This is a genomic window from Streptomyces sp. NBC_00328, assembly GCF_036139655.1.
Lineage (GTDB): Bacteria > Actinomycetota > Actinomycetes > Streptomycetales > Streptomycetaceae > Streptomyces.
In genome coordinates, this window is sequence record NZ_CP108013.1 from 8995782 (window position 1) to 9013818 (window position 18037).

General features: G+C 71.6%; 17 protein-coding genes. 9 read left to right on the forward strand and 8 right to left on the reverse strand.

Features of this window, described 5'->3' with window-relative positions; genetic code table 11:
- The first annotated feature begins 21 nt into the window (after positions 1–21).
- Both OG485_RS39500 and OG485_RS39505 read left to right on the forward strand, forming a co-directional pair.
- Positions 22–180 (forward strand): hypothetical protein, encoded by a 159-nt coding sequence (locus OG485_RS39500; RefSeq protein WP_328673477.1) that lies wholly within the window; start codon positions 22–24, stop codon positions 178–180.
- A gap of 105 nt (positions 181–285) precedes the next feature.
- Positions 286–1590 carry an AI-2E family transporter gene (locus tag OG485_RS39505; protein ID WP_443048867.1) on the forward strand — a complete coding sequence of 435 codons (1305 nt, stop codon included), beginning with the start codon at positions 286–288 and terminating at the stop codon, positions 1588–1590.
- 126 nt (positions 1591–1716) lie between these two features.
- On the opposite strand, the gene OG485_RS39510 is transcribed toward OG485_RS39505, so the two are convergent.
- The gene (locus tag OG485_RS39510; RefSeq protein ID WP_328673479.1) at positions 1717–2163 is read right to left on the reverse strand and encodes an SRPBCC family protein; all 447 of its coding nucleotides are present in this window, start codon (positions 2161–2163) and stop codon (positions 1717–1719) included.
- A 104-nt stretch (positions 2164–2267) separates the two neighbouring features.
- Positions 2268–2846: a hypothetical protein gene (locus OG485_RS39515; RefSeq protein ID WP_328673481.1), complete on the reverse strand. Its 579-nt coding sequence runs from the start codon at positions 2844–2846 to the stop codon at positions 2268–2270.
- 156 nt (positions 2847–3002) lie between these two features.
- Between OG485_RS39515 and OG485_RS39520 the strand changes: the two genes are divergently transcribed.
- The 4 genes from OG485_RS39520 to OG485_RS39535 all read left to right on the forward strand — a co-directional run bounded on the left by OG485_RS39520 (position 3003) and on the right by OG485_RS39535 (position 5091).
- On the forward strand, positions 3003–3512 hold the full coding sequence (locus OG485_RS39520; protein ID WP_328673483.1) for a molybdenum cofactor biosysynthesis protein: 510 nt from the start codon (positions 3003–3005) through the stop codon (positions 3510–3512).
- Between the two features lie 126 nt (positions 3513–3638).
- Positions 3639–4001, forward strand: coding sequence for an ArsR/SmtB family transcription factor (locus OG485_RS39525; RefSeq protein ID WP_328673484.1), 363 nt, complete (start codon positions 3639–3641; stop codon positions 3999–4001).
- Complete coding sequence (locus OG485_RS39530; protein WP_328673487.1) at positions 3998–4507, forward strand: SRPBCC family protein; 510 nt, start codon at positions 3998–4000, stop codon at positions 4505–4507. Before OG485_RS39525 ends, OG485_RS39530 begins: the two co-directional genes overlap by 4 nt.
- A 29-nt stretch (positions 4508–4536) precedes the next feature.
- On the forward strand, positions 4537–5091 hold the full coding sequence (locus tag OG485_RS39535; protein WP_328673488.1) for a TIGR03086 family metal-binding protein: 555 nt from the start codon (positions 4537–4539) through the stop codon (positions 5089–5091).
- 160 nt (positions 5092–5251) lie between these two features.
- Here OG485_RS39535 and OG485_RS39540 read toward each other — a convergent pair whose 3' ends face one another.
- The gene (locus OG485_RS39540) at positions 5252–7522 is read right to left on the reverse strand and encodes an FUSC family protein (protein ID WP_328673491.1); all 2271 of its coding nucleotides are present in this window, start codon (positions 7520–7522) and stop codon (positions 5252–5254) included.
- Positions 7523–8150: 628 nt separating this feature from the next.
- Here OG485_RS39540 and OG485_RS39545 point away from each other — a divergent pair.
- Together OG485_RS39545 and OG485_RS39550 are read left to right on the forward strand one after the other, a co-directional pair.
- Complete coding sequence (locus tag OG485_RS39545) at positions 8151–10199, forward strand: serine/threonine-protein kinase (protein ID WP_328673493.1); 2049 nt, start codon at positions 8151–8153, stop codon at positions 10197–10199.
- A 101-nt stretch (positions 10200–10300) separates the two neighbouring features.
- Positions 10301–11383, forward strand: coding sequence for a DNA polymerase III subunit beta family protein (locus OG485_RS39550; RefSeq protein ID WP_328673494.1), 1083 nt, complete (start codon positions 10301–10303; stop codon positions 11381–11383).
- Between the two features lie 53 nt (positions 11384–11436).
- On the opposite strand, the gene OG485_RS39555 is transcribed toward OG485_RS39550, so the two are convergent.
- Positions 11437–11769 (reverse strand): deoxyxylulose-5-phosphate synthase, encoded by a 333-nt coding sequence (locus tag OG485_RS39555; protein ID WP_328673496.1) that lies wholly within the window; start codon positions 11767–11769, stop codon positions 11437–11439.
- Between the two features lie 450 nt (positions 11770–12219).
- Here OG485_RS39555 and OG485_RS39560 point away from each other — a divergent pair, with 450 nt between their 5' ends.
- Complete coding sequence (locus OG485_RS39560) at positions 12220–13089, forward strand: lamin tail domain-containing protein (RefSeq protein WP_328673498.1); 870 nt, start codon at positions 12220–12222, stop codon at positions 13087–13089.
- Positions 13090–13273: 184 nt separating this feature from the next.
- Here OG485_RS39560 and OG485_RS39565 read toward each other — a convergent pair whose 3' ends face one another.
- From OG485_RS39565 to OG485_RS39580, 4 genes are read right to left on the reverse strand one after another with little or no spacing between them, the layout of a single operon-like run.
- A complete protein-coding gene (locus OG485_RS39565; protein ID WP_328673500.1) occupies positions 13274–14296 on the reverse strand; it encodes an ABC transporter permease in 1023 nt (340 codons plus the stop codon).
- Positions 14293–15255 carry an ABC transporter permease gene (locus OG485_RS39570; RefSeq protein WP_328673502.1) on the reverse strand — a complete coding sequence of 321 codons (963 nt, stop codon included), beginning with the start codon at positions 15253–15255 and terminating at the stop codon, positions 14293–14295. Before OG485_RS39570 ends, OG485_RS39565 begins: the two co-directional genes overlap by 4 nt.
- Positions 15248–16831: a sugar ABC transporter ATP-binding protein gene (locus OG485_RS39575; RefSeq protein ID WP_328673504.1), complete on the reverse strand. Its 1584-nt coding sequence runs from the start codon at positions 16829–16831 to the stop codon at positions 15248–15250. Before OG485_RS39575 ends, OG485_RS39570 begins: the two co-directional genes overlap by 8 nt.
- A 1-nt stretch (position 16832) precedes the next feature.
- Positions 16833–17933: an ABC transporter substrate-binding protein gene (locus tag OG485_RS39580; RefSeq protein ID WP_328673506.1), complete on the reverse strand. Its 1101-nt coding sequence runs from the start codon at positions 17931–17933 to the stop codon at positions 16833–16835.
- Positions 17934–18037: the final 104 nt, after the last annotated feature.

The following is an 18037-nucleotide window of genomic DNA, read 5'->3' on the forward strand; positions in this document are numbered from 1 at the left end:
CATTAAAGGGATGGCGGGCTGATGGGAGTGCCCCGGGCCGGAGACGGCGGCGGCCGGTCGGGCCGCCGCCGTCTCCGGAAGCGCCGCGCCGTCGGCGTGGCGGTCGCGGCCGAGGACCGGGTGTCCTTCGGGTTGCGGGGTGCGGTGGGCGACACCAGGCTGGCCAGGACGCCCGTGTGATCGACGGCCCGGGACCGGTCGGCCGCTTCCCCGAGGTCGGGCGCCGGCGCGCGTCCGGGCACGCGTGGCGGGTGGGCGCGACGACGGGAGAACGGTGGCACACAGGTGAACGCCGGATCGCGTCGTCCTCACCGGCGGCCCGGCGCGCCCGGCACGGGCCGCGGCGGGCGCCGGACGCGCTATGTCGTGGGGAATCGCTCCTCCCGTGGCGTCTGGACGGTCACGCGGGCGCGAACGGCCGGTGCCTACGGGCGGCACGGCACCGGAGACGACCAGGGCCCCCTGGTGCGTCACGGCCTGCGGGTGGCCGCGGCCTACGCGTGGCGGCTGCTCGTGATCGGTGTGGTCGCCTATACGGTCTTCGCCCTCCTGGGCAAGCTCCAGCTGGTCGCCGTGGCCCTGTTCCTCGCGCTGGTCGTGACGGCGGTCCTGCGCCCCCTGGCCGACCTGCTGGCGCGGCGCATGCCGAGGACCGTGGCGGTGATCGTCAGCATCCTGGTGAGCATCCTGCTGGTGCTCGGCGTGATGGCGCTGGTCGGTCGTGTCGTGGCGGGCGAGTCCGGCAAGCTGGGCCATGAGTTCGCCGGGGGTCTGGGGCGGATCGAACGCTGGCTGGAGGGCTCACCGTTCCATGTGAGCCACGCGGTGATGTCGAACCTCCAGGGCAAGGTGGCCACGTTCGTCTCCGAGCACCGTTCCGTACTGATCAGCAGCGCCCTCAGCGGCGCCGGCCGCGCGGTGGAGTTCGTCACCGGCCTGGTGCTCGCGCTGTTCTGCTCGCTGTTCTTCATCCGCTCCGGGGACCGGTTCTGGCGCTGGTTCCAGGAGCTGATGCCGGAGAGCGCGCGGGACCCGTGGGACCGCGGCGGGCGCGCGGCCTGGCGGACCTTCGCCGGCTACACGCGCGGCATCATCATCGTGGCGGCCACCAACGCCATCCTCGTCGGCATCGCCCTGTACCTCCTGGGCGTACCACTCGCGCTGCCGCTCACCTTGCTGGAGTTCTTCGCCGCGTTCATCCCCCTGGTGGGCTCGCCCGTCGCGCTCGCCGTGGCCACCATCGTCGCGCTGGCCACCCGGGGGCCGGTCGTCGCGCTCATCGTGCTCGCCCTGATCGTCGTCATCGGCCAGCTGGAGGGGCACGTCCTGCACCCGCTCGTCCTGAGCTGGGCCGTCCGGCTGCACCCCGTCGTCGTGGCCCTCTCCGTCATCGCGGGGAGCCTCCTGGCCGGTGTGACCGGCGCCGTCGTGGCGGTACCGATGGTGTCGGTCGCCTGGTCCGTGATCACCGAGCTGCGGGCACGCCCCGAGCCGGAACCCGCCGGGCGCTCCCCGGACCACCGGTCCGCCTCGGCCGAGCGGCGTCCCGGGCCGACGGGGGACGCCGGGGCCGGGGCCGGAAAACCGTAGCGGCGCCGGTCGGCGGCGCCGCTACGTCGTAGCCCTGTAGCCCTGTAGCCCTGTAGCCCCGTGGTGCCGTAGCGCCGTGGCCCTGTGGCCCGTAGCCCCGTCCCCCGCTCCCGCTGTGCCTCAGGATCAGGAGGCCTCGACGGCTGCCTTGATCCGCTTGCCGAAGGCGTCCGCGTCCTTGCGGGCCGCGCTCAGCGCGAAGCCCACCAGGAGTTTGCCGATGCCATGGCCCTCAAGGACGTTGAAGATCCGTACCCGGGTGGTCCGGGGGCCGGTGGACTCGAGGTCGTAGCCGCCCTCCTTCGCCATGACGGTGTTCTTCGAGACCTCGGCCCAGCGGATCCGGCGGGACGGTTCGAATTCGGTGATGCGGAATTCCCGGCCCGTCTTCATCCCGGCGTCCTTGACGGTGCTGGTGAAGACGGTACCCACGGCCGTCGGGCCCTCCGGAGTCTTCGTGATCGCCTGCACCCTGGGGCTGAACTTGGGGTCGTTCGTGCCGGCGGCGAGGTAGGCGAACACCTCCTCGACGGGGCGGTTGATCTCGGTTGTCGCCTCGAACTGACCGGACACGGTTCCTCCTGTGCTGCGATCACGGACCGCCCGCTGAGGGCGCGCGGCCGTGCCGCGCCCGATCAGCCTAGGGGGCAGGAGCGCTGCGGGCGCGGCGTGCGGGCTCAGTGGTCGAAGCCGTCGGACAGGCGCACGGTGTAGCCGTCCTCCTCCATCAGGACGACGGTGACGCCGAAGGGGTTGGGATGGTCCAGCTCCATCGGGGTGAACGCGTACGCGACGGCGGCCTCGACCGGCGGCGGAAGCTCGCCGTCCGGCCGCGGCGCGGGGGCCTGGTCCCAGTCGAGGGCGGTCGCGGCCTCGTCCGCGTTCCCGGAGCCGGCGGACGAGGACTTCTCGGTGTAGGGGAACTGGTGCAGCACATGCCCGTCCGGGGTGGCGCGGACCATGTTCAGGCACGGGGAGGGGCCGGATACGGGCAGCTCGCAGGCGGTGGCGACCTCCTGGGTCTCCCAGGCCAGCACGACCTCGTCCGCGCCGGCCGCCGCCGCGATGTTCGACAGCGCCGCGATGCCGGTGAGCGCGTCGGCCCCGGGCTCGGTCGGGCGGACCCAGACCAGACCGACCAGCTCGCCCCGCACGAGCGGCATGATGACCGGCCGGGGTGCCGCACCCTCGCGCACGCCCTTGACGTAGGCGCTTTTCATCGAGCCGACCAGCGTGTCCCACGTTCGCGTGTCCACGGAAGCCCCTTTGCCGCTGTTGTCTTCGATCACCGCCGACCCTGTCACGCGGGGTGTCCCCGTGTCAGCGGGATGTCCGGCAGGCGACCCCTTCGGTGCCCTTCGTCCGTACGGCGGCGCGGACCGCGCACGCGGACGTCCCTTAGGGTCGACGGGATGGTGCGTGTGGAAGTCCTTCAGCTGCTGGTCTCGGCCGTGCACCGGTTCGAGGGCCGACCGGGCGACGGGGTGCCCCCGCTGCCCGACGCGGAACTGGTGGCGACCGCTCAGGTGCGTGCCGGACTCGGGATCGTCGGCGACCGCTACTTCAACCGTCCGGCCCATCGCAACGCGTCGATCACCCTCATGGCGGCCGAGCGCTTTCCGCAGGGGGCGGCCGCGGAGGCGGACCTCCGGCTGACCCGGCGCAACGTTCTGCTCCGGGGGGTGGACATCGACGCCTGTGTCGGGGCGACGATCTCCCTGGACTGCGGCACCGGGCCCGTGCTGCTCGCGGTGCGCGGCGCGGCCAGGCCCTGCGCCTGGATGGACACCACGCTCGGCCCCGGCTCACGACGGGCGCTGCGCGAGGGCGGGGGAATCCGCTGCCGCCCGCTGACCGACGGCACTCTCGCGGTAGGGCCCGCCGAGTTCACGGTGGTGGAGCCGGCACCCGCGAAGGACTGACCCGAGGGTGCCGAGGCTGGAGCGCGAAGCGCCGACCCGGCGAGGTGTACCCAACCAGTTGGTTGACTAAGACGGGGGGTGGGCATACGGTTATTCAACCGACTGGTTGATTACGTGAGGTGAGAGGTGTCCGACGAGAGGCTGTCCCGGGTGTTCTCGGCCCTGGCCGACCCGACGCGGCGCGACATCGTGGCGAGGCTGGCCGCGGGGGACGCCACGGTCAACGAACTGGCCGAGCCCTACGACGTGACGGTGCAGGCCGTGTCCAAGCACATCCGGGTGCTGGAGGACGCCGGTCTGGTCAGCCGCAGCAGAGACGCCCAGCGTCGGCCCTGCCACCTCGAAGGCGAGGTCTTCGACCTGATGACGCGATGGATCGAACGCTACCGCCGCGAGGCGGAGGACCGTTTCCGCCGGCTCGACGCCGTCCTCGAACAGATGGGGGACCAGCAGGGCGAAGGCACCTCAGGCAACGAGGCGGCATCATGAGCACCGCGCACCGGAGCGACCGGCACGAGACGCGGATCGTGGCCGACCCGGCGCTGCCCACCATCCTCATCACCCGGGAGTTCGACGCCCCCGCGGAGCGTGTGTTCAGGGCGTACACCGACCCCGATCTCGTCGTGCAGTGGCTCGGCCCGCGTCGGCTGACCATGCGGATCGACGTGTACGAGGCGCGTACCGGTGGCTCGTACCGCTATGCGCATCGCGAGGCGGACGGGACGGAGTACGGCTTCCGCGGCGTGTTCCACGAGGTGCGCCGCGACGAGCGCATCGTGCAGACCTTCGCCTACGACGGTTTCCCGGACGGCGTCAGCCTGGAGACCACCCTCTTCGAGGACCTCGGCGGCCGGACCCGGGTCACCACCACCTCGCTCATGGCGTCCGTCGAGGCCCGCGACGCGATGATCAGAAGCGGTATGCAACGCGGTGTCCGCGAGGGGCATGAGCGCCTCGACGAACTGCTCGGCGGCCGCCGGAGCGGGAACGCCTGAAGAAGAACCGAGACGGAAGGCTTGAGATCATGACGAGCGCAGCCGACGAGCACCGCACTGTCGCCGAGGTCTTCACCGAACGGGTGCGCGGAGTGCGCCCCGGGACCTGGGAGAACCCCGCGCCCTGCGACGGCTGGGTCGCCCGGGACGTGGTGCGTCACCTGGTCGAGTGGTTCCCCGACTTCCTGAAGGCGGGCGCCGGGGTCGAACTGCCGAAGGGGCCGTCGGTGGACGACGACCCGGTGAAGGCCTGGACGGTGCACAGCGACGGAGTGCAGGCACTCCTCGACGATCCGGCCACGGCGCACAGAACGCTGTCGAACCCGCACATCGGCGAGGTCCCGCTGGACCAGGCGGTCGACCGCTTCTACACCGCCGACGTCTTCATGCACACCTGGGACCTGGCACGCGCCAGCGGCCAGGACGAGCACCTCGACCCCGGCAGGTGCGCCCGGATGCTCGACGGCATGCTGCCCCTCGACGACGTGCTGCGCGGGAGCGGGCAGTACGGGCCACGGGTCGAGGTCCCGGAGACCGCCGACGTACAGACGCGCCTGCTCGCCTTCATCGGACGCAATCCCTGAGGAACCCTCCGGGGAGGGGCACCGTCCGGGAACGGGCGCCGTTCCCGGACGGGGAACCGTCAGAGACGGGTGCCCTCCGGGAAGGGGTGTCGTCAGGGAAGGAGCACCGTCCCGGAGGGGAACCTTTCCGGACGAGTCGCCGTGCCGGCCGTGGGCGCGCTCACTTACCGGCGCCGTCACCCTCCTGTACGGGCCGTGGCATCGCGGCTGTACCGGCCGTGGCATCGCCGCTGGTCGCCGGTGGCGTTCCGTCGCCTCGGACCGGAGGCGGCGGCCCGTCCGGACGGCTCCCGCCGATCGCCGTCAGCTCCGCCGCGAGCGTCCGCAGCCAGGTGTCGATGTCGACCAGCGCGGGCAGGACGGGGGCCGGGGCGGCGGAGACGACCTCGTGCGGAAGGGGCACCGGCGCCGCCCGGACGCCACCGGGCGGGAAGGCCGCCGCGCTGTCCATCGCCGAGGCCAGTCGCCCCGCGGACTCGCGCGCCCACCGGACCGCTTCGGGCGGCGCCGGGCCGTACGCCTGCCGGGGCAGCCAATGGGATCCGATCACCGCGTGGGACACGCAGTTGAGCGCCAGGTGCCAGTCCGGTCCGCTGTCGACGGCGTCCCTGCCTCCCTCGGTCCGGTACTGCGCGTAGGCACCCTCGGCGATGCGGAGCCGGTGCCGGGTCAGCCGGAGCGCCTCATCGGTGCCGCCGTGCCGAGACCGTGGATCGCCGGGCGTCCCGGACGCCCCGGGTGCGCCGGACGTCCCGGACGCGCGGACCACGGCGGACACGGTGACCCGCACCAGGGGTGCCGCGGAACGCAGCATGTCCGCCACACCGCGCCGAACCTCGGCGTGGGCCCCGGCGGGCCAGGCGAGCACCCCGCACACCAGCCCGATCGTGCAGCCCGCCAGGACGTCGAGCAGCCGCGTCCCCGCCAGCTGCCAGTCGGCCGGGGCGAGCTGGCTGAAGGCGGCGGCGACGACCAGGGTGAACAGACCCTGCGCCCAGGCCGGTCCCGCGATCGGCCCCACCGAGAACGCCACGAACATGGCCGGCACCAGCACGGCGGCGTACACCTCGACGGTGCCGCCGGCCTCGAAGATCAGCACCCCGGCGGCCAGAGCGCCCACCAGCGTGCCGACCGCCGCCGAGCGCACCGTGGACCAGGTCGCTCCCGCGGTCGTGCGCCCCAGCGTCAGCACGGCCAGCAGTACCCAGAAACCGTGCGAGAGGTCCAGGGCCCCGGCCACCAGACGGGCGGCGCCGAGGCCCAGGGCCGTGCGTACGGCGTTCTGGAACAGGACCGAGCGCAGGGTGAGGTTGCCGGTCAGACGCAGCGCGAGGAGCCGCGCCGTGGAGGGCCCCGCGTACCAGAACTGTTCGGGCGGCAGACCGGCCGCGTCGCGGCGCCCGCCGATCGCCACGGCCACCGCCGCCTGGGCGGTCAGGGCCGAGGCCGCCGTGACCAGCAGGTCGGACCGGCACTCCAGCAGTCGCTGCGACGCTTTGGCGTCCGTGTCGAGCCCGCTGCCGGACGGACGTCCGCGGACGGCGACGAAGTCGGCGACCATCTCTTCCAGGGCCTCGGGCCCCGGGACGGCGCGGGCACCACGCAGAGCGTCCGCCGTCGCGGTGCAGCCGGCCGCGACACCGCGCAGCAGCTCCTCGGAGGGCGGATCGGCGGCCGTGGCGGAGTCCGGCCGCTCGGCCATCCGGGCGAGCTGGTCCAGTACCCGCCGTGTCGCGGCTCCGGCCTGCGCCAGTCCCCGGTCGGTGCGGCCCGCTCCCGTCGGACGTGAGCCCGGTGGCGCCTGTGACAGCCGCAGCGCCAGCCCTTCCTCACGCAGACGCCGGGCCCGCTCGGGAGAGCGACGGTGGCCCTGGGCGGACGCGAACGCCGAAGCGGCCGCGAGATCCAGGGCGGCGGCGATCCGTGCCCGATACGGCTGGACGGGCGGGGCGGGCAGGAGCAGCAGCTCGCACACGACCAGCAGGACGACACCGGCCAGCAGGCCGCCGAGGCGCTGCGGAAGGGTGTCCGGCGCGTACGGCGGGAAGCACGCGAGCACGTAGAAGAGCAGCAGCCCCGGGACAGCGCCGGCCGCGGCCGGTCCGTACGCGGAGGCGAAGGAGATGGCGAAGCCGACCACCAGCATCCCCGCGACGGCGGAGGCCGTCGTCACGGCGAGAGCGGTGCCGAGGGCCGTCAGCGCCAAGGCCACCGGCAGCACGGTCAGCATGGTCCGCGCCCGGTCCCGGCCGCCGCCCGGAATCGGGGACAGGACCCCGAGCGCGATCGGCGCGAAGAGGGCGTAGACGGCGACGACCGGCTGGTCCAGCGCGTAGAGAGCCGAGTAGAAGCCCGTGGCGGACGCGACCGTGACCCGTGCGGACTGCCGCGCGGCCCGTGCGCGACCGGGGGAGGGGGGCCGCTTCGGCATGGACGTTCCTTCCCCGGCGCCTCCCCGGGCCCGTCCCCGCCGTACGCCCATTGTCGACCGGGACCGGGTGGGAGGCACGGGCAGCGCCAGCGCCGCGGGTCCGGATCCGTGGCGGGACGGGACCCGCTCGGCCGTCCGCCCGAGTCGGTCGGCCGAGTCGGTCGGCCGAGTTCCTGTGACGCGGGGGGAGCCGAGGCCGCCCGTCGGCCGGCTTCGCCCGAGGCCGGCTTTCGGCTTCGCCCGAGGCCAAGCTTCGGCTTCGCCTCGGCTGTCCGGCGGATCGGATCCGCGCGGACAGGAATCCGCGTCGGTTGAGACGACAACAGGGTTCTCTCGTAAGGCAGTTGAAGGGACAGGCCCCGACGGGCGGCCGGTCGGTGTCCGGGCCCGCGACACGGTCCGCAAGCGTCTCGTCACCCGGCGGTCGGGAGCGCGCCGTCTGATCAGGGGTTTCTCTACCCAGGAGGCGGGTGAGCGCATAACATCCGGACGGGAAGTCACCCGGAAGGCATGTCGGGGCAACCTGCCGGGACGCGGGCCCGCCCCCGACTCGTTACCGCCCCCGACCCCGACCACCCGTCACATCTCCGCCTGCGCACCTGTTCAGTCCCGCACGAAGGAACCATCAGTGAGCGAATCCGGATCCTCCGGAAGAGTCCAGCCGGCTCAGGCCGGCGATCCCTCCCGAATAGGTCCGTACCGGATCGTCGGTCGTCTCGGTGCCGGTGGCATGGGTACCGTCCACGCGGGCGTGGCCTCCGACGGAACGCGTGTGGCGGTGAAGGTGATTCAGCCCTCGCAGGCCCAAGAACCGGAATTCAGGGCCCGGTTCAGGCGTGAAGTCGACATGTCCTCCCGTGTCACCGGCCCGTACCTGGTCCCGCTGCTCACCGCCGACGCGAACGCCACGCAGCCGTGGCTCGCCACCGAGTACGTCGCCGGGCCGACGCTGCACGAGCACGTGCTCGCCCAAGGACGGGTCACCGGACCCAGTCTGTACGCTTTCGCGGCCGCCACCGCGCAGGCACTGGCCGCCGTGCACACCGCCGGCGTGGTGCACCGTGATGTGAAACCGCAGAACGTCATCCTCACGCCCTCCGGTCCCCGCGTCCTGGATTTCGGCATCGCGCACGGCGACGACGACACCAGAGTCACCCGTCCCGGAGCCACCACCGGTACCCCGGGCTGGATCGGTCCCGAGCAGTACCGGACGGGAGCCGCCGGGTCCGAGAGCGATGTGTTCGCCTGGGGAGCGCTCGTGGCCTACGCGGCCACCGGGAAGTCCCCGTTCGGGACGGGCGCGCCCGACGTGGTCGCGTTCCGCGTGATGTCGGGTGAACCCGACCTGGACGGTGTCCCCGCGCCCCTGCGGGAGATCGTGCTACGGGCACTGGCCAAGGAACCGGGGGACCGTCCCTCGGCCGCCGACGCCGCCGAGGAGTGTTTCGAACTCCTGGCCGCGCAGCTCATCCAGGCGATGCGGGCCGACACGTTGTTCACGCGGGCGGAGGACATGATCACCGCGGTCTGGGACATGCCTCACGTGGACGATCCGGCGTGGCCACGGCCCGCGAGACGCGGGCGAAGACCATGGGCGGGCGTGCTCGTTGTCGCGGCCGCGGTCATCGGGGGCCTGGCGGGCGGAGTGGTCGCCCTGATGCCCGGCAAGCCGGAGAGCGGCCGCCACCCGACGTCGAACGCCTCCTCCGTCCCCGCTTCCTCCGCTCCCGGCGCCTCCACTCCTGCTTCCTCGGCTGCCGTCTCCTCCCCGGCCGGCATTCCGCAGCCGTCCGGGACGGGCACCGGGGCGAGCACGTCGGTGAAGCTCGAGCAGGCCACGAGCGGCCGTCCGGCGAGTGTGGAGAGCTGGGCCGACGCGAGGTCGGCACGGGGCGAGGGCGAACACGACGTGGCCCGTGCCGTCCTGCGCGACCAGGGTGTTCTCGTCCGGGAACTCGGCGACGCCATCGACCTCGTCCCGAACACCGTGAGGTTCCACGCGTCGCGCGGGGAGGTCTACCTGTCGTACCGGCTCACCTCCGACGAGGCGGGAACGCTGTACGCGGAGACGGAGGTCGCCGGTCTGATGTGCCGGACGCTGCGGGAGTCCGTTCTGCGTCTGCACCCGGAACTGCCGTACCGCGCCTTTGTCATGGTGAGGGAAGCGACCGGTCATGACCCGCTGGTGACCTGGGACGACGACTTCCTCACCGATGCCCGATGCACATCGGCCGACGACGACGTGAGCCCTGCCGGCGCCGGACCGGGCTGGGAGCCGGACGAACAGGGCCTTGGCCAGGCCATGATTCCCAGCACCGACCGCGACGAGATCGGCGTCGCGGGCCGCGCCACCCGCAGGATCATCGAGCGGACCAACGGGATGCGTACGGCGCTCGGTACGGATCGCGCGCTCGGCAACGCGGAGCTCAAGGTGGGCTTCGATCCGAGTCGCTCGGCGATGTATGTGTGGTCGGACTACGGGACGTGGAATGAGCAGCAGGCCGCGGACTGGGCGGGCATGGCTGCGGGCGAGGCGTGCCGGGCTCTGGTGCGGCAGCGGGACAGCGCGGGCGACGCGTGGCCGTACTCCCGTTACGCCGTGGCGAAGAGAGGCGGCTCCGGCTATCTGATGATCCGCTGGGGCACGGCCGCAACCCTGGCCGACTGTCCGGCCTGACCCTGCCCCGCCCCGCCCCGGGCCCGGCCGGGTCTCCGAGCATGAACGGGGTTGACCCTCGACATGGTCGAGGGCGCAGGGTCGTGGGTGTGGAGAGCGAGATGCGCAGCATTGGCGAGATGGCCCGGGACAGCGGACTGAGCGTGAGCGCCCTGCGGTTCTACGACCGCGGTGGGGTGCTGGTCCCCGCCTGGGTGGATCCGGTGAGCGGCTACCGCTGGTACGGCCCCGGGCAGCTGGACGAGGCACGGTTGCTGGCCCGGTTGCGCCGGGCCGCCATGCCGTTGGCGGACATCCGCCTGGTGCTCGCGGGCTGGTCCAGCGCGGACACCGATCTGGTGCGCAAGCTGCTGGAGACGCATGTGCGTCGCCTGGAGGCGGGTCTGGCCGATGCCCGCGACGAGTTCTCCACGCTCCGAGCACTTCTCGAAAGCAGGGAGAAACCCATGACACCGCCCCGTACCGCCGTCGTCCGTCTGTCCGTCGCCGCGCCGGAACTCGCCGGCGCGCTGGACGCGGTCCGCTTCGCCGCCGGCCGGGACCCGGAGCTGCCGATGCTCGCCGGTGTCCTGTTCGACATCGAGGGCGGGACACTCGACGTCGTGGCCACGGACCGGTACCGGATGGCCGTCGCACGGGCGGGCACCAGCGGCCATGACGACACCCGTGTGCAGATCATCGTTCCGACCCCGCTCGTGGACGCGATGCGGGCCTTGCTGAGCGGCGAGGAGCCTGTCCGGCTCGCCGTCGACGGTGGCCGCGTGACGCTGGAGAGCGGGGACGGGCAGACGGCCGGTCCTTGCCTCGACCACGACTTCCCCGACTACCGCCGTCTCGTCCGGGTGCCGGACGGCCACCGGGCCCTGGTCGATGCCGGGACCTTCCGCGAAGCGGTGGAGACCGGTCCCGTCGTGACGAGCGAAGCGAGCGGACCGGGTGGAACCCCCGCCGACCTCACCCTGCTCAAGGTGACGGGCGACGGAACGGTGACCGTCGGCGAAGACCGCTGGAGCGATCAGAATCACGTCGCCGTCAACCGTGAGTACCTGCTCGACGCGCTCGCCGCGGCGGCCCGCGACCAGCTGGCCCTGGAGATCGGCGCCCCCACCGCGCCCATCGCGATCCGACGGCCCGACGACGAGCACACGTTCTCCATGCTGATGCCGGTCCGTCTGGAGGACTGAGTGCGGGGACGGCCTCGCGCCACCGCTGCCCGTCGCGGATCCGGCGGCCCCTGTCAGGGCACGTCGTAACGCCTGAGCGCCCGGGCGAAGGGCTCGCCGGTGCGTCGTGCGTACGCCATCCGCTCACGGACTTCGCGCAGGGTCCGGGGGCGGTAACCGGGTCCGCCGCAGCAACTCTTGTGGAAGCGGACGCCCGCGTGGAGCAGGACGGAGAGTGTCCTCCAGGCCGCGGTGTCCCGACGCCTGGGCGCTGCGAAGGCGGACCCCACGTGGATGAGCGGCGAGGCGCACCGGGGACAGATCCGCACAGGACGGTCCCCGTCGTACGGCTGCTTGTACGACGCCCGGCAGGGCAGGCACACGTACGACGTCTTTCCGGCAGGCATGCTCCGAGGCTAGACGGCACACGTTGCGCACGCGACGGATTTACTCGCCCGGTACGACCCGGCCGATGAGCGTCGCGGGGGACGCGACACGTTGCTCCGTGCCCGGATCGGAGCGGAGGGGTGTTACTCACTTTTGGGTGACCTGTGGGTGGCCTGTGCTGACGGGCGGCATGGCCTGATACGTCCTAGTTGTTGTCCCCGTAAGGGAGTTGGAGATGACAGTCCATCACTTTTCAGCTTTCCGTAGTTAAAGGCCATATACAGACGCCTGTAACTGATATGTCCGTAATTGGTAACAGGGGTCGGGTGTCACCCGTCCTGGGTGGGGATGTGCAGCAAGTTATGAGTCCTCGGCCACCGGGCCGGGACTCGCACAGGGTCGCACCGTGCGGGTTCCCCGAGAGGGGGCCCGCACGGGGTGTGCCGGCTCTCGAACCTTGAGGAGCATTCATGTCCGTTTCCACGTCTGTCACTGCCCGCCGCGTGGCGGCCGCGGTCATCGCGGCCGGCGCGCTGGTCGGCTCGGCGTCCGTGTCGGCCTCGGCCGCCGAGCCGCGCTTCGACCGCTCGTATGTCGCCATCAGCAGGGTCCAGAGCGACGCGCCGGGCTTTGACGACCGCTCCGCGCGTTCTCTGAACGCGGAGTGGGTGGAAATCACCAACTCCGGTCGCCACGGGGTGAACCTGAACGGGTGGACGCTGTCGGACGAGGACGGCAACCGCTACAGCTTCAGGCACTTCACCCTGGCCGGCCGTGCCACCGTCCGTGTCCACACCGGCTACGGACGTGACACCAGCCGTGACCTCTTCCAGGACCGTCGCAACGAGGTCTGGGACAACCGTTCCGACGAAGCCACGCTGCGGACCGCGCGCGGACGCTTCGTCGACAGCGTCTCGTGGGACCGGTACGACCACCGCGGCCACGGCCGTGACGACCACCGCGGCCACGGCCGTGACGACCACCGCGGCCACGGCCGTGACGACCACCGCGGCCACGGCGACCACCGCAACCACGGCCGTGACGACCACCGAGGGCACGGCGACAACCGCGGCCACGGCGACCACGGCGACAACCGCGGCCACGGCGACCACCGTGGGCACGGCGACCACCGGGGCCAGCAGGGTCCGCGCCAGGGCCAGCAGGGCCAGGGTCCGCGCCAGGGCCAGCAGGGCCAGGGTCCGCGCCAGGGCCAGCAGGGTCAGGGTCCGCGCCAGGGCCAGCAGGGACAGCAGGGACAGCAGGGTCAGCAGGGTCAGCAGGGTCAGGGTCCGCGCCAGGGACAGCAGGGCCAGGGGCCGGTCCACCTCCTCGGTCACTGAACAGCGACCGCAGGCTCACCCACCCGGGGTGTACGCGGGTGGCGTCCGGTCAGAACGTGGAGATGACCGGCTGTAGTCCGGGCCCGGTCGGACCCGACGAGGCACGGACCCGCAGGACGGCATCACCGCAGAAGACCCGCACCGACCGGTGCGGGTCTTCTGTTCCGCACCGGCGGCGCGGCCCTCACAGCACCCGGCGTCTGCGTCCGAGCCACGTCTGCGCGATGACGACGACGGCGAGGAAGGCACCGCTGACGACCTGTTGGTAGGCGGAGTCCAGGGAGCCGATCTGGTTGATGACGTTCTGGATGACCTTCAGGAGCAGCACTCCGACGACTGAGCCGCTGATGAAACCGAACCCGCCGCTGAGCAGGGTGCCGCCGATGACGACGGCGGAGATCGCCTCCAGCTCCATGCCCGAGCCCAGGATCGTGACGCCGGACGCGAGCCATGCCGCGTTGAGCGCTCCGGCGAGTCCCGCGCACAGCCCGGACAGCGTGTAGACGGAGATCTTCGTACGGGCCACGGGGGCGCCCATCAGCGCCGCCGCGTCCTCGTTCCCGCCGACCGCGTACACGTACTGCCCGAACCGGGTGCGCCGCAGGACCACCGCACCGAGGACGAACAGCGCGCCGGTGATCCACACGGGCAGGCCGACGCCGAGCAGCGAGCCTTGTCCGAGCTCTGCGAAGAACGACCCCTTGTCCACGAGATACGTCTTCGAGCCCTCGTCGGTGACGGAGAGCAGAATGCCCCGGGCACCCAGCATCGAGGCAAGCGTGACGATGAACGGAGCGAGGCGCGAACGGGCGATCAGCAGTCCGTTGACGAGGCCGATCAGTCCGCAGACGGCCAGGGGAAGCAGCAGCGCGACGACCACCCCGTACCGCGATCCCCAGGCCGCGAGCACACCGCCGAGCGCGAACAGCGAGCCCACCGACAGATCGATGCCGCCGGTGATGATGACGAAGGTCATGCCGAGCGCGACCACGGCGAGGAACGCCGAGGAGAGCGCCATGTTCTCCAGGTTGTCGCCCGTCAGGAAGGTGCCGAAGCTGAGGGACGCCGCGGTCATCGCGACGATCAGCGTGACCAGCGCGCCGTGCTGCTGGGCGAGGGCGCTGAGCCGTTCGGAGCGGCCGGCGCCGGTCGGTTCCTCCTCGGCCGTGTTCTTCGCGCGCACCGGGATGTCCACGTCGGTCGTCATCGTTTTCCTCGTTCCCGGGCCGCGTAGACGGCGAGGACGATCACCACGGCCTGGGCGATCTGGGTCCACGACGGCGGCAGATCGTGCTTGATGAGCGTGGTGGTGAGCAACTGGATGAGGACGGCGCCGGCGACCGTGCCGCCGATCCGGATACGGCCACCGCTCAGCGGTGTCCCGCCGACCACGACGGCGGTGATGGCGGACAGTTCCATCAGGTTGCCGAGCGAGGACGGGTCGCTCGCGGTGAGGCGGGCGGTGGCCAGGACGCCCGCGACGGCCGCGAGGACGCCCGAGCACACGTACACGAGGATGAGGACGCGGCGTACCGGCAGTCCGGCGAGCCGGGCCGCGGGGCGGCTGTCCCCGATGGCGAGGAGGCTGCGGCCGAAGGTCGTGCGGCGTACGACGAAGCCGACGAGCAGGGCGAGGGCCGCGGCGATCAGTACGACGTACGGGACGCCCAGGACGTCGCCGGAGCCGAGTTCCGCCATGGCCGGGTCGTGGACGTCCTTGAGCTGGGGGAGGAGTACCAGGGCCAGCCCGCGCCCGGCGACCATCAGGGCGAGTGTCGCCACGATCGGCTGGACGCCGACGAACGCGATGAGCGATCCGTTCGCGACCCCCACCACGGCACCGCCCACGAGCGCGATCAGGACGGCGGCCCCGGGTCCGTAGCCGAGATAGAGGGACAGGAGCGAGGTGGACAGGGCCATCACCGAGCCCACCGCCAGGTCGACGCCCTCGCTGCCGATCGCCAGTGCCATGCCGAGCGCCACGATGAGGACCGGGGCGACCTGGACCGCCTGGGTGCGGAAGTTCTCCGTGGACAGGAAGTGCGGGGTGAAGACGGTGTTCACCAGGAAGAGGACCACGACGCCCAGGTAGACGCCGTACTCCTGGAGCAGGGCCAGCAGACGGTCGCGGTCGGCGGAGACCCGGCCGAGGGTCAGGTCAGTCATCGTGGCCTCCCGGTCCGGTGCCCTTGTCGGTGGCCGCGGCTGTGACGGCGGTGGCGGCGGCCGTGACGGCGGGTGCGGCGGGTGCGGCGGCGATCGCGCGCATCAGCCGGTCCTCGGTGACGGCGTCGCCCGTCAGTTCCTCCACGACCGCGCCGTCCTTGAGGACGATCACCCGGTCGCTGCCCTCGATCAGTTCCTCGGGGTCGGAGGAGATGAGCAGGACGCCCAGCCCGTCGCCGGCCAGTTCGTCGATCAGTTTCTGCACCTCCGCCTTGGCGCCGACGTCGATGCCCCGGGTCGGCTCGTCGAGAAGCAGGACCTTGGGCTGCATGGCCAGCCAGCGGGCCAGCAGCACCTTCTGCTGGTTGCCGCCGGACAGTTCGCCCACCTTCTGGTGGGGGCTCGCGGCCTTGATCCGCAGCCGCTTCATGAACGTCTCCACGATCCGGTCGATGCGTGCCTCGTCGACCAGACCGAAGCGTGAGAGCCCCGGCAGCGCGGCGAGCGCGATGTTCTCCCGGACCGAGAGGCCCGGCACGATCCCCTCGGCCTTGCGGTCCTCGGGCAGCAGGCTGATGCCGGCCCGGATCGCGGCGGGCGTCGATCCCGTGCGTACGCGCACACCCGCCACCACGACCCGCCCGGAGTCGGTGGGGAGCGCGCCCGCGATGGCCTTGGCGGTCTCGGTACGCCCCGAACCGAGCAGCCCGCCCAGTCCCACCACCTCACCGGGCCGTACGGAGACGGACACGCCGTGCAGCTGGTGACGTACGGTCAGTTCCCTTGCGTCCAGGACGGGTTCGGCCTCGGAGTCGTGACCGCCCGAGAACTTGGTCAGGCCCTCCTGCCGTACGTCCGCGATCTCCCGCCCCAGCATCAGCCCCACGAGCCTGAGCCGGTCGAGTTCGGCGATCCTGCCCGTGTGTACGACCTTTCCGTCGCGCAGCACGGTGACCGCGTCGCAGATCTCGTACAACTCGTCGAGCCGGTGGCTGACGTAGATCACCGCGATGCCCCGCTCGCGCAGCATCCGGATCACCCCGAACAGGGTCCGCACCTCGCGCGGTTCGAGCGAGGAGGTCGGTTCGTCCATGACGACCACCCGGGCGTCGACCGAGACGGCTCGGGCGAGAGCCACCATCTGCTGTGCGCCGAGGCCCAGTTCACGCAGTGGCCGACGTACGTCGACCCGCAGGCCCAGGTCGCGCAGTGCCTCCTCTGCCTGCCGGTGCATGCTCCGGAAGTCGATCAGGCCGAGGCGGCCGCGGGGTTCACGGCCGAGGAAGAGGTTGCGGGCCACGCTCATCAGCGGGACCAGGTTGACCTCCTGGTAGATGGTGGAGATTCCCGCGTGCTGCGCCTGGAGCGGGGTGGCGAAGCGGACCGGGGCGCCGTCGTACGTCACCTCGCCCTCGTCGGGCTGGTAGACGCCGGTGAGAACCTTGATGAGGGTCGACTTGCCCGCGCCGTTCTCACCGATGAGGGCGTGCACCTCCCCGGCGCGGGCCGTGAAGTCCACGAGGGACAGGGCCTTCACGCCGGGGAAGGTCTTCGACAGGCCGGTCACCGACAACATGTCAGAAGGCCTTGCCCAGGTCGGCCTTGGCGTTGCTCTTGGTGTAGGCGCTGTCCTGGATGACGATGTCCTGGGAGACCTTCTCGCCCTTGGTGAAGGTGTCCAGGGTCTGGAAGGCGAGCGGCCCGAAGCGCGGGTTGGACTCGACGACCCCGTCGATCCAGCCGTCGACGATGCCCTGGACGGCGTTGCGGGTGCCGTCGATCGTCACGATCTTCACCGCGCCGGGCTGCTTGCCGGCCCCCTTGAGGGCGTTCACCGCGCCGAGGCCCATCTCGTCGTTCTCGGCGTAGATCCCGGTGATGCCGGGCTTGGACTGGATGAGGTTCTCGGTGACCGACTGGCCCTTCTCCCGGGCGAATTCACCGGTCTGCTTGAAGACGATCTTGAGGCCGGGGGCCTTCTCCTTGATGCGGTCCTCGAAGCCCTGGGTGCGTTCGGTCGTCACGTTGTTGCCGGCGGCGCCGAGCAGGATGGCGATCTCGCCCTTGCCGCCGGTCGATTCGATCATCTGGTCCGCGGCCCGCTTGCCCTGCTCCACGAAGTCGGAGCCGATGAAGCTCACATAGTCCTTGCAGGCGGTGGCGTTGATCTTGCGGTCGATGGTGATGATCGGGATGTGCTTGGCGGACGCCGAGCGCAGGACCGGTTCCCAGCCGTCGGAGTTGAGCGGCGCGATCACGAGGAGGTCGGCGCCCTTGGCGATGAGGTCCTGGACATCGCTGATCTGCTTGGAGAACTGCGACTGGGCGTTGGCCGTCAGCAGTTTCACGCCCAGCTTGTCCGCCTCGGCCTTGATCGACGCGGTCTCGGCGATCCGGAAGGGGTTGGCCTCCTTCTCGGACTGGGAGAAGCCGACGGTGGCCGACTTCAGGTCGATCTTCTTGGCACCGTAGGCGTCGATGGCGCAGGCCGGTCCCGAGCCCGAGGACGGTGAGGCGACGACCTGCCCCTGGTCGCCCTGGCTCGCGGAGCTCTTGTCCTTGTCTGCGGTGTCGTCCTCGGACTTCGCGCATCCGGAGACGAGCGCGAGGCTCGTGATGAGGCCGGTGGCGAGGAGGGTCCTGGCGGAGGTGCGGTGACGTGGTGCGAGCGGCTTCATGGAGTCCCCAAACGGCGCGGCCCCGGCGCTGAGAGCGCTCCCGGGGAAGATCGGCTCTTGCGGTCAACTCGGTGTACTCGTCTTTCCGGGGAGGTTTTTACATC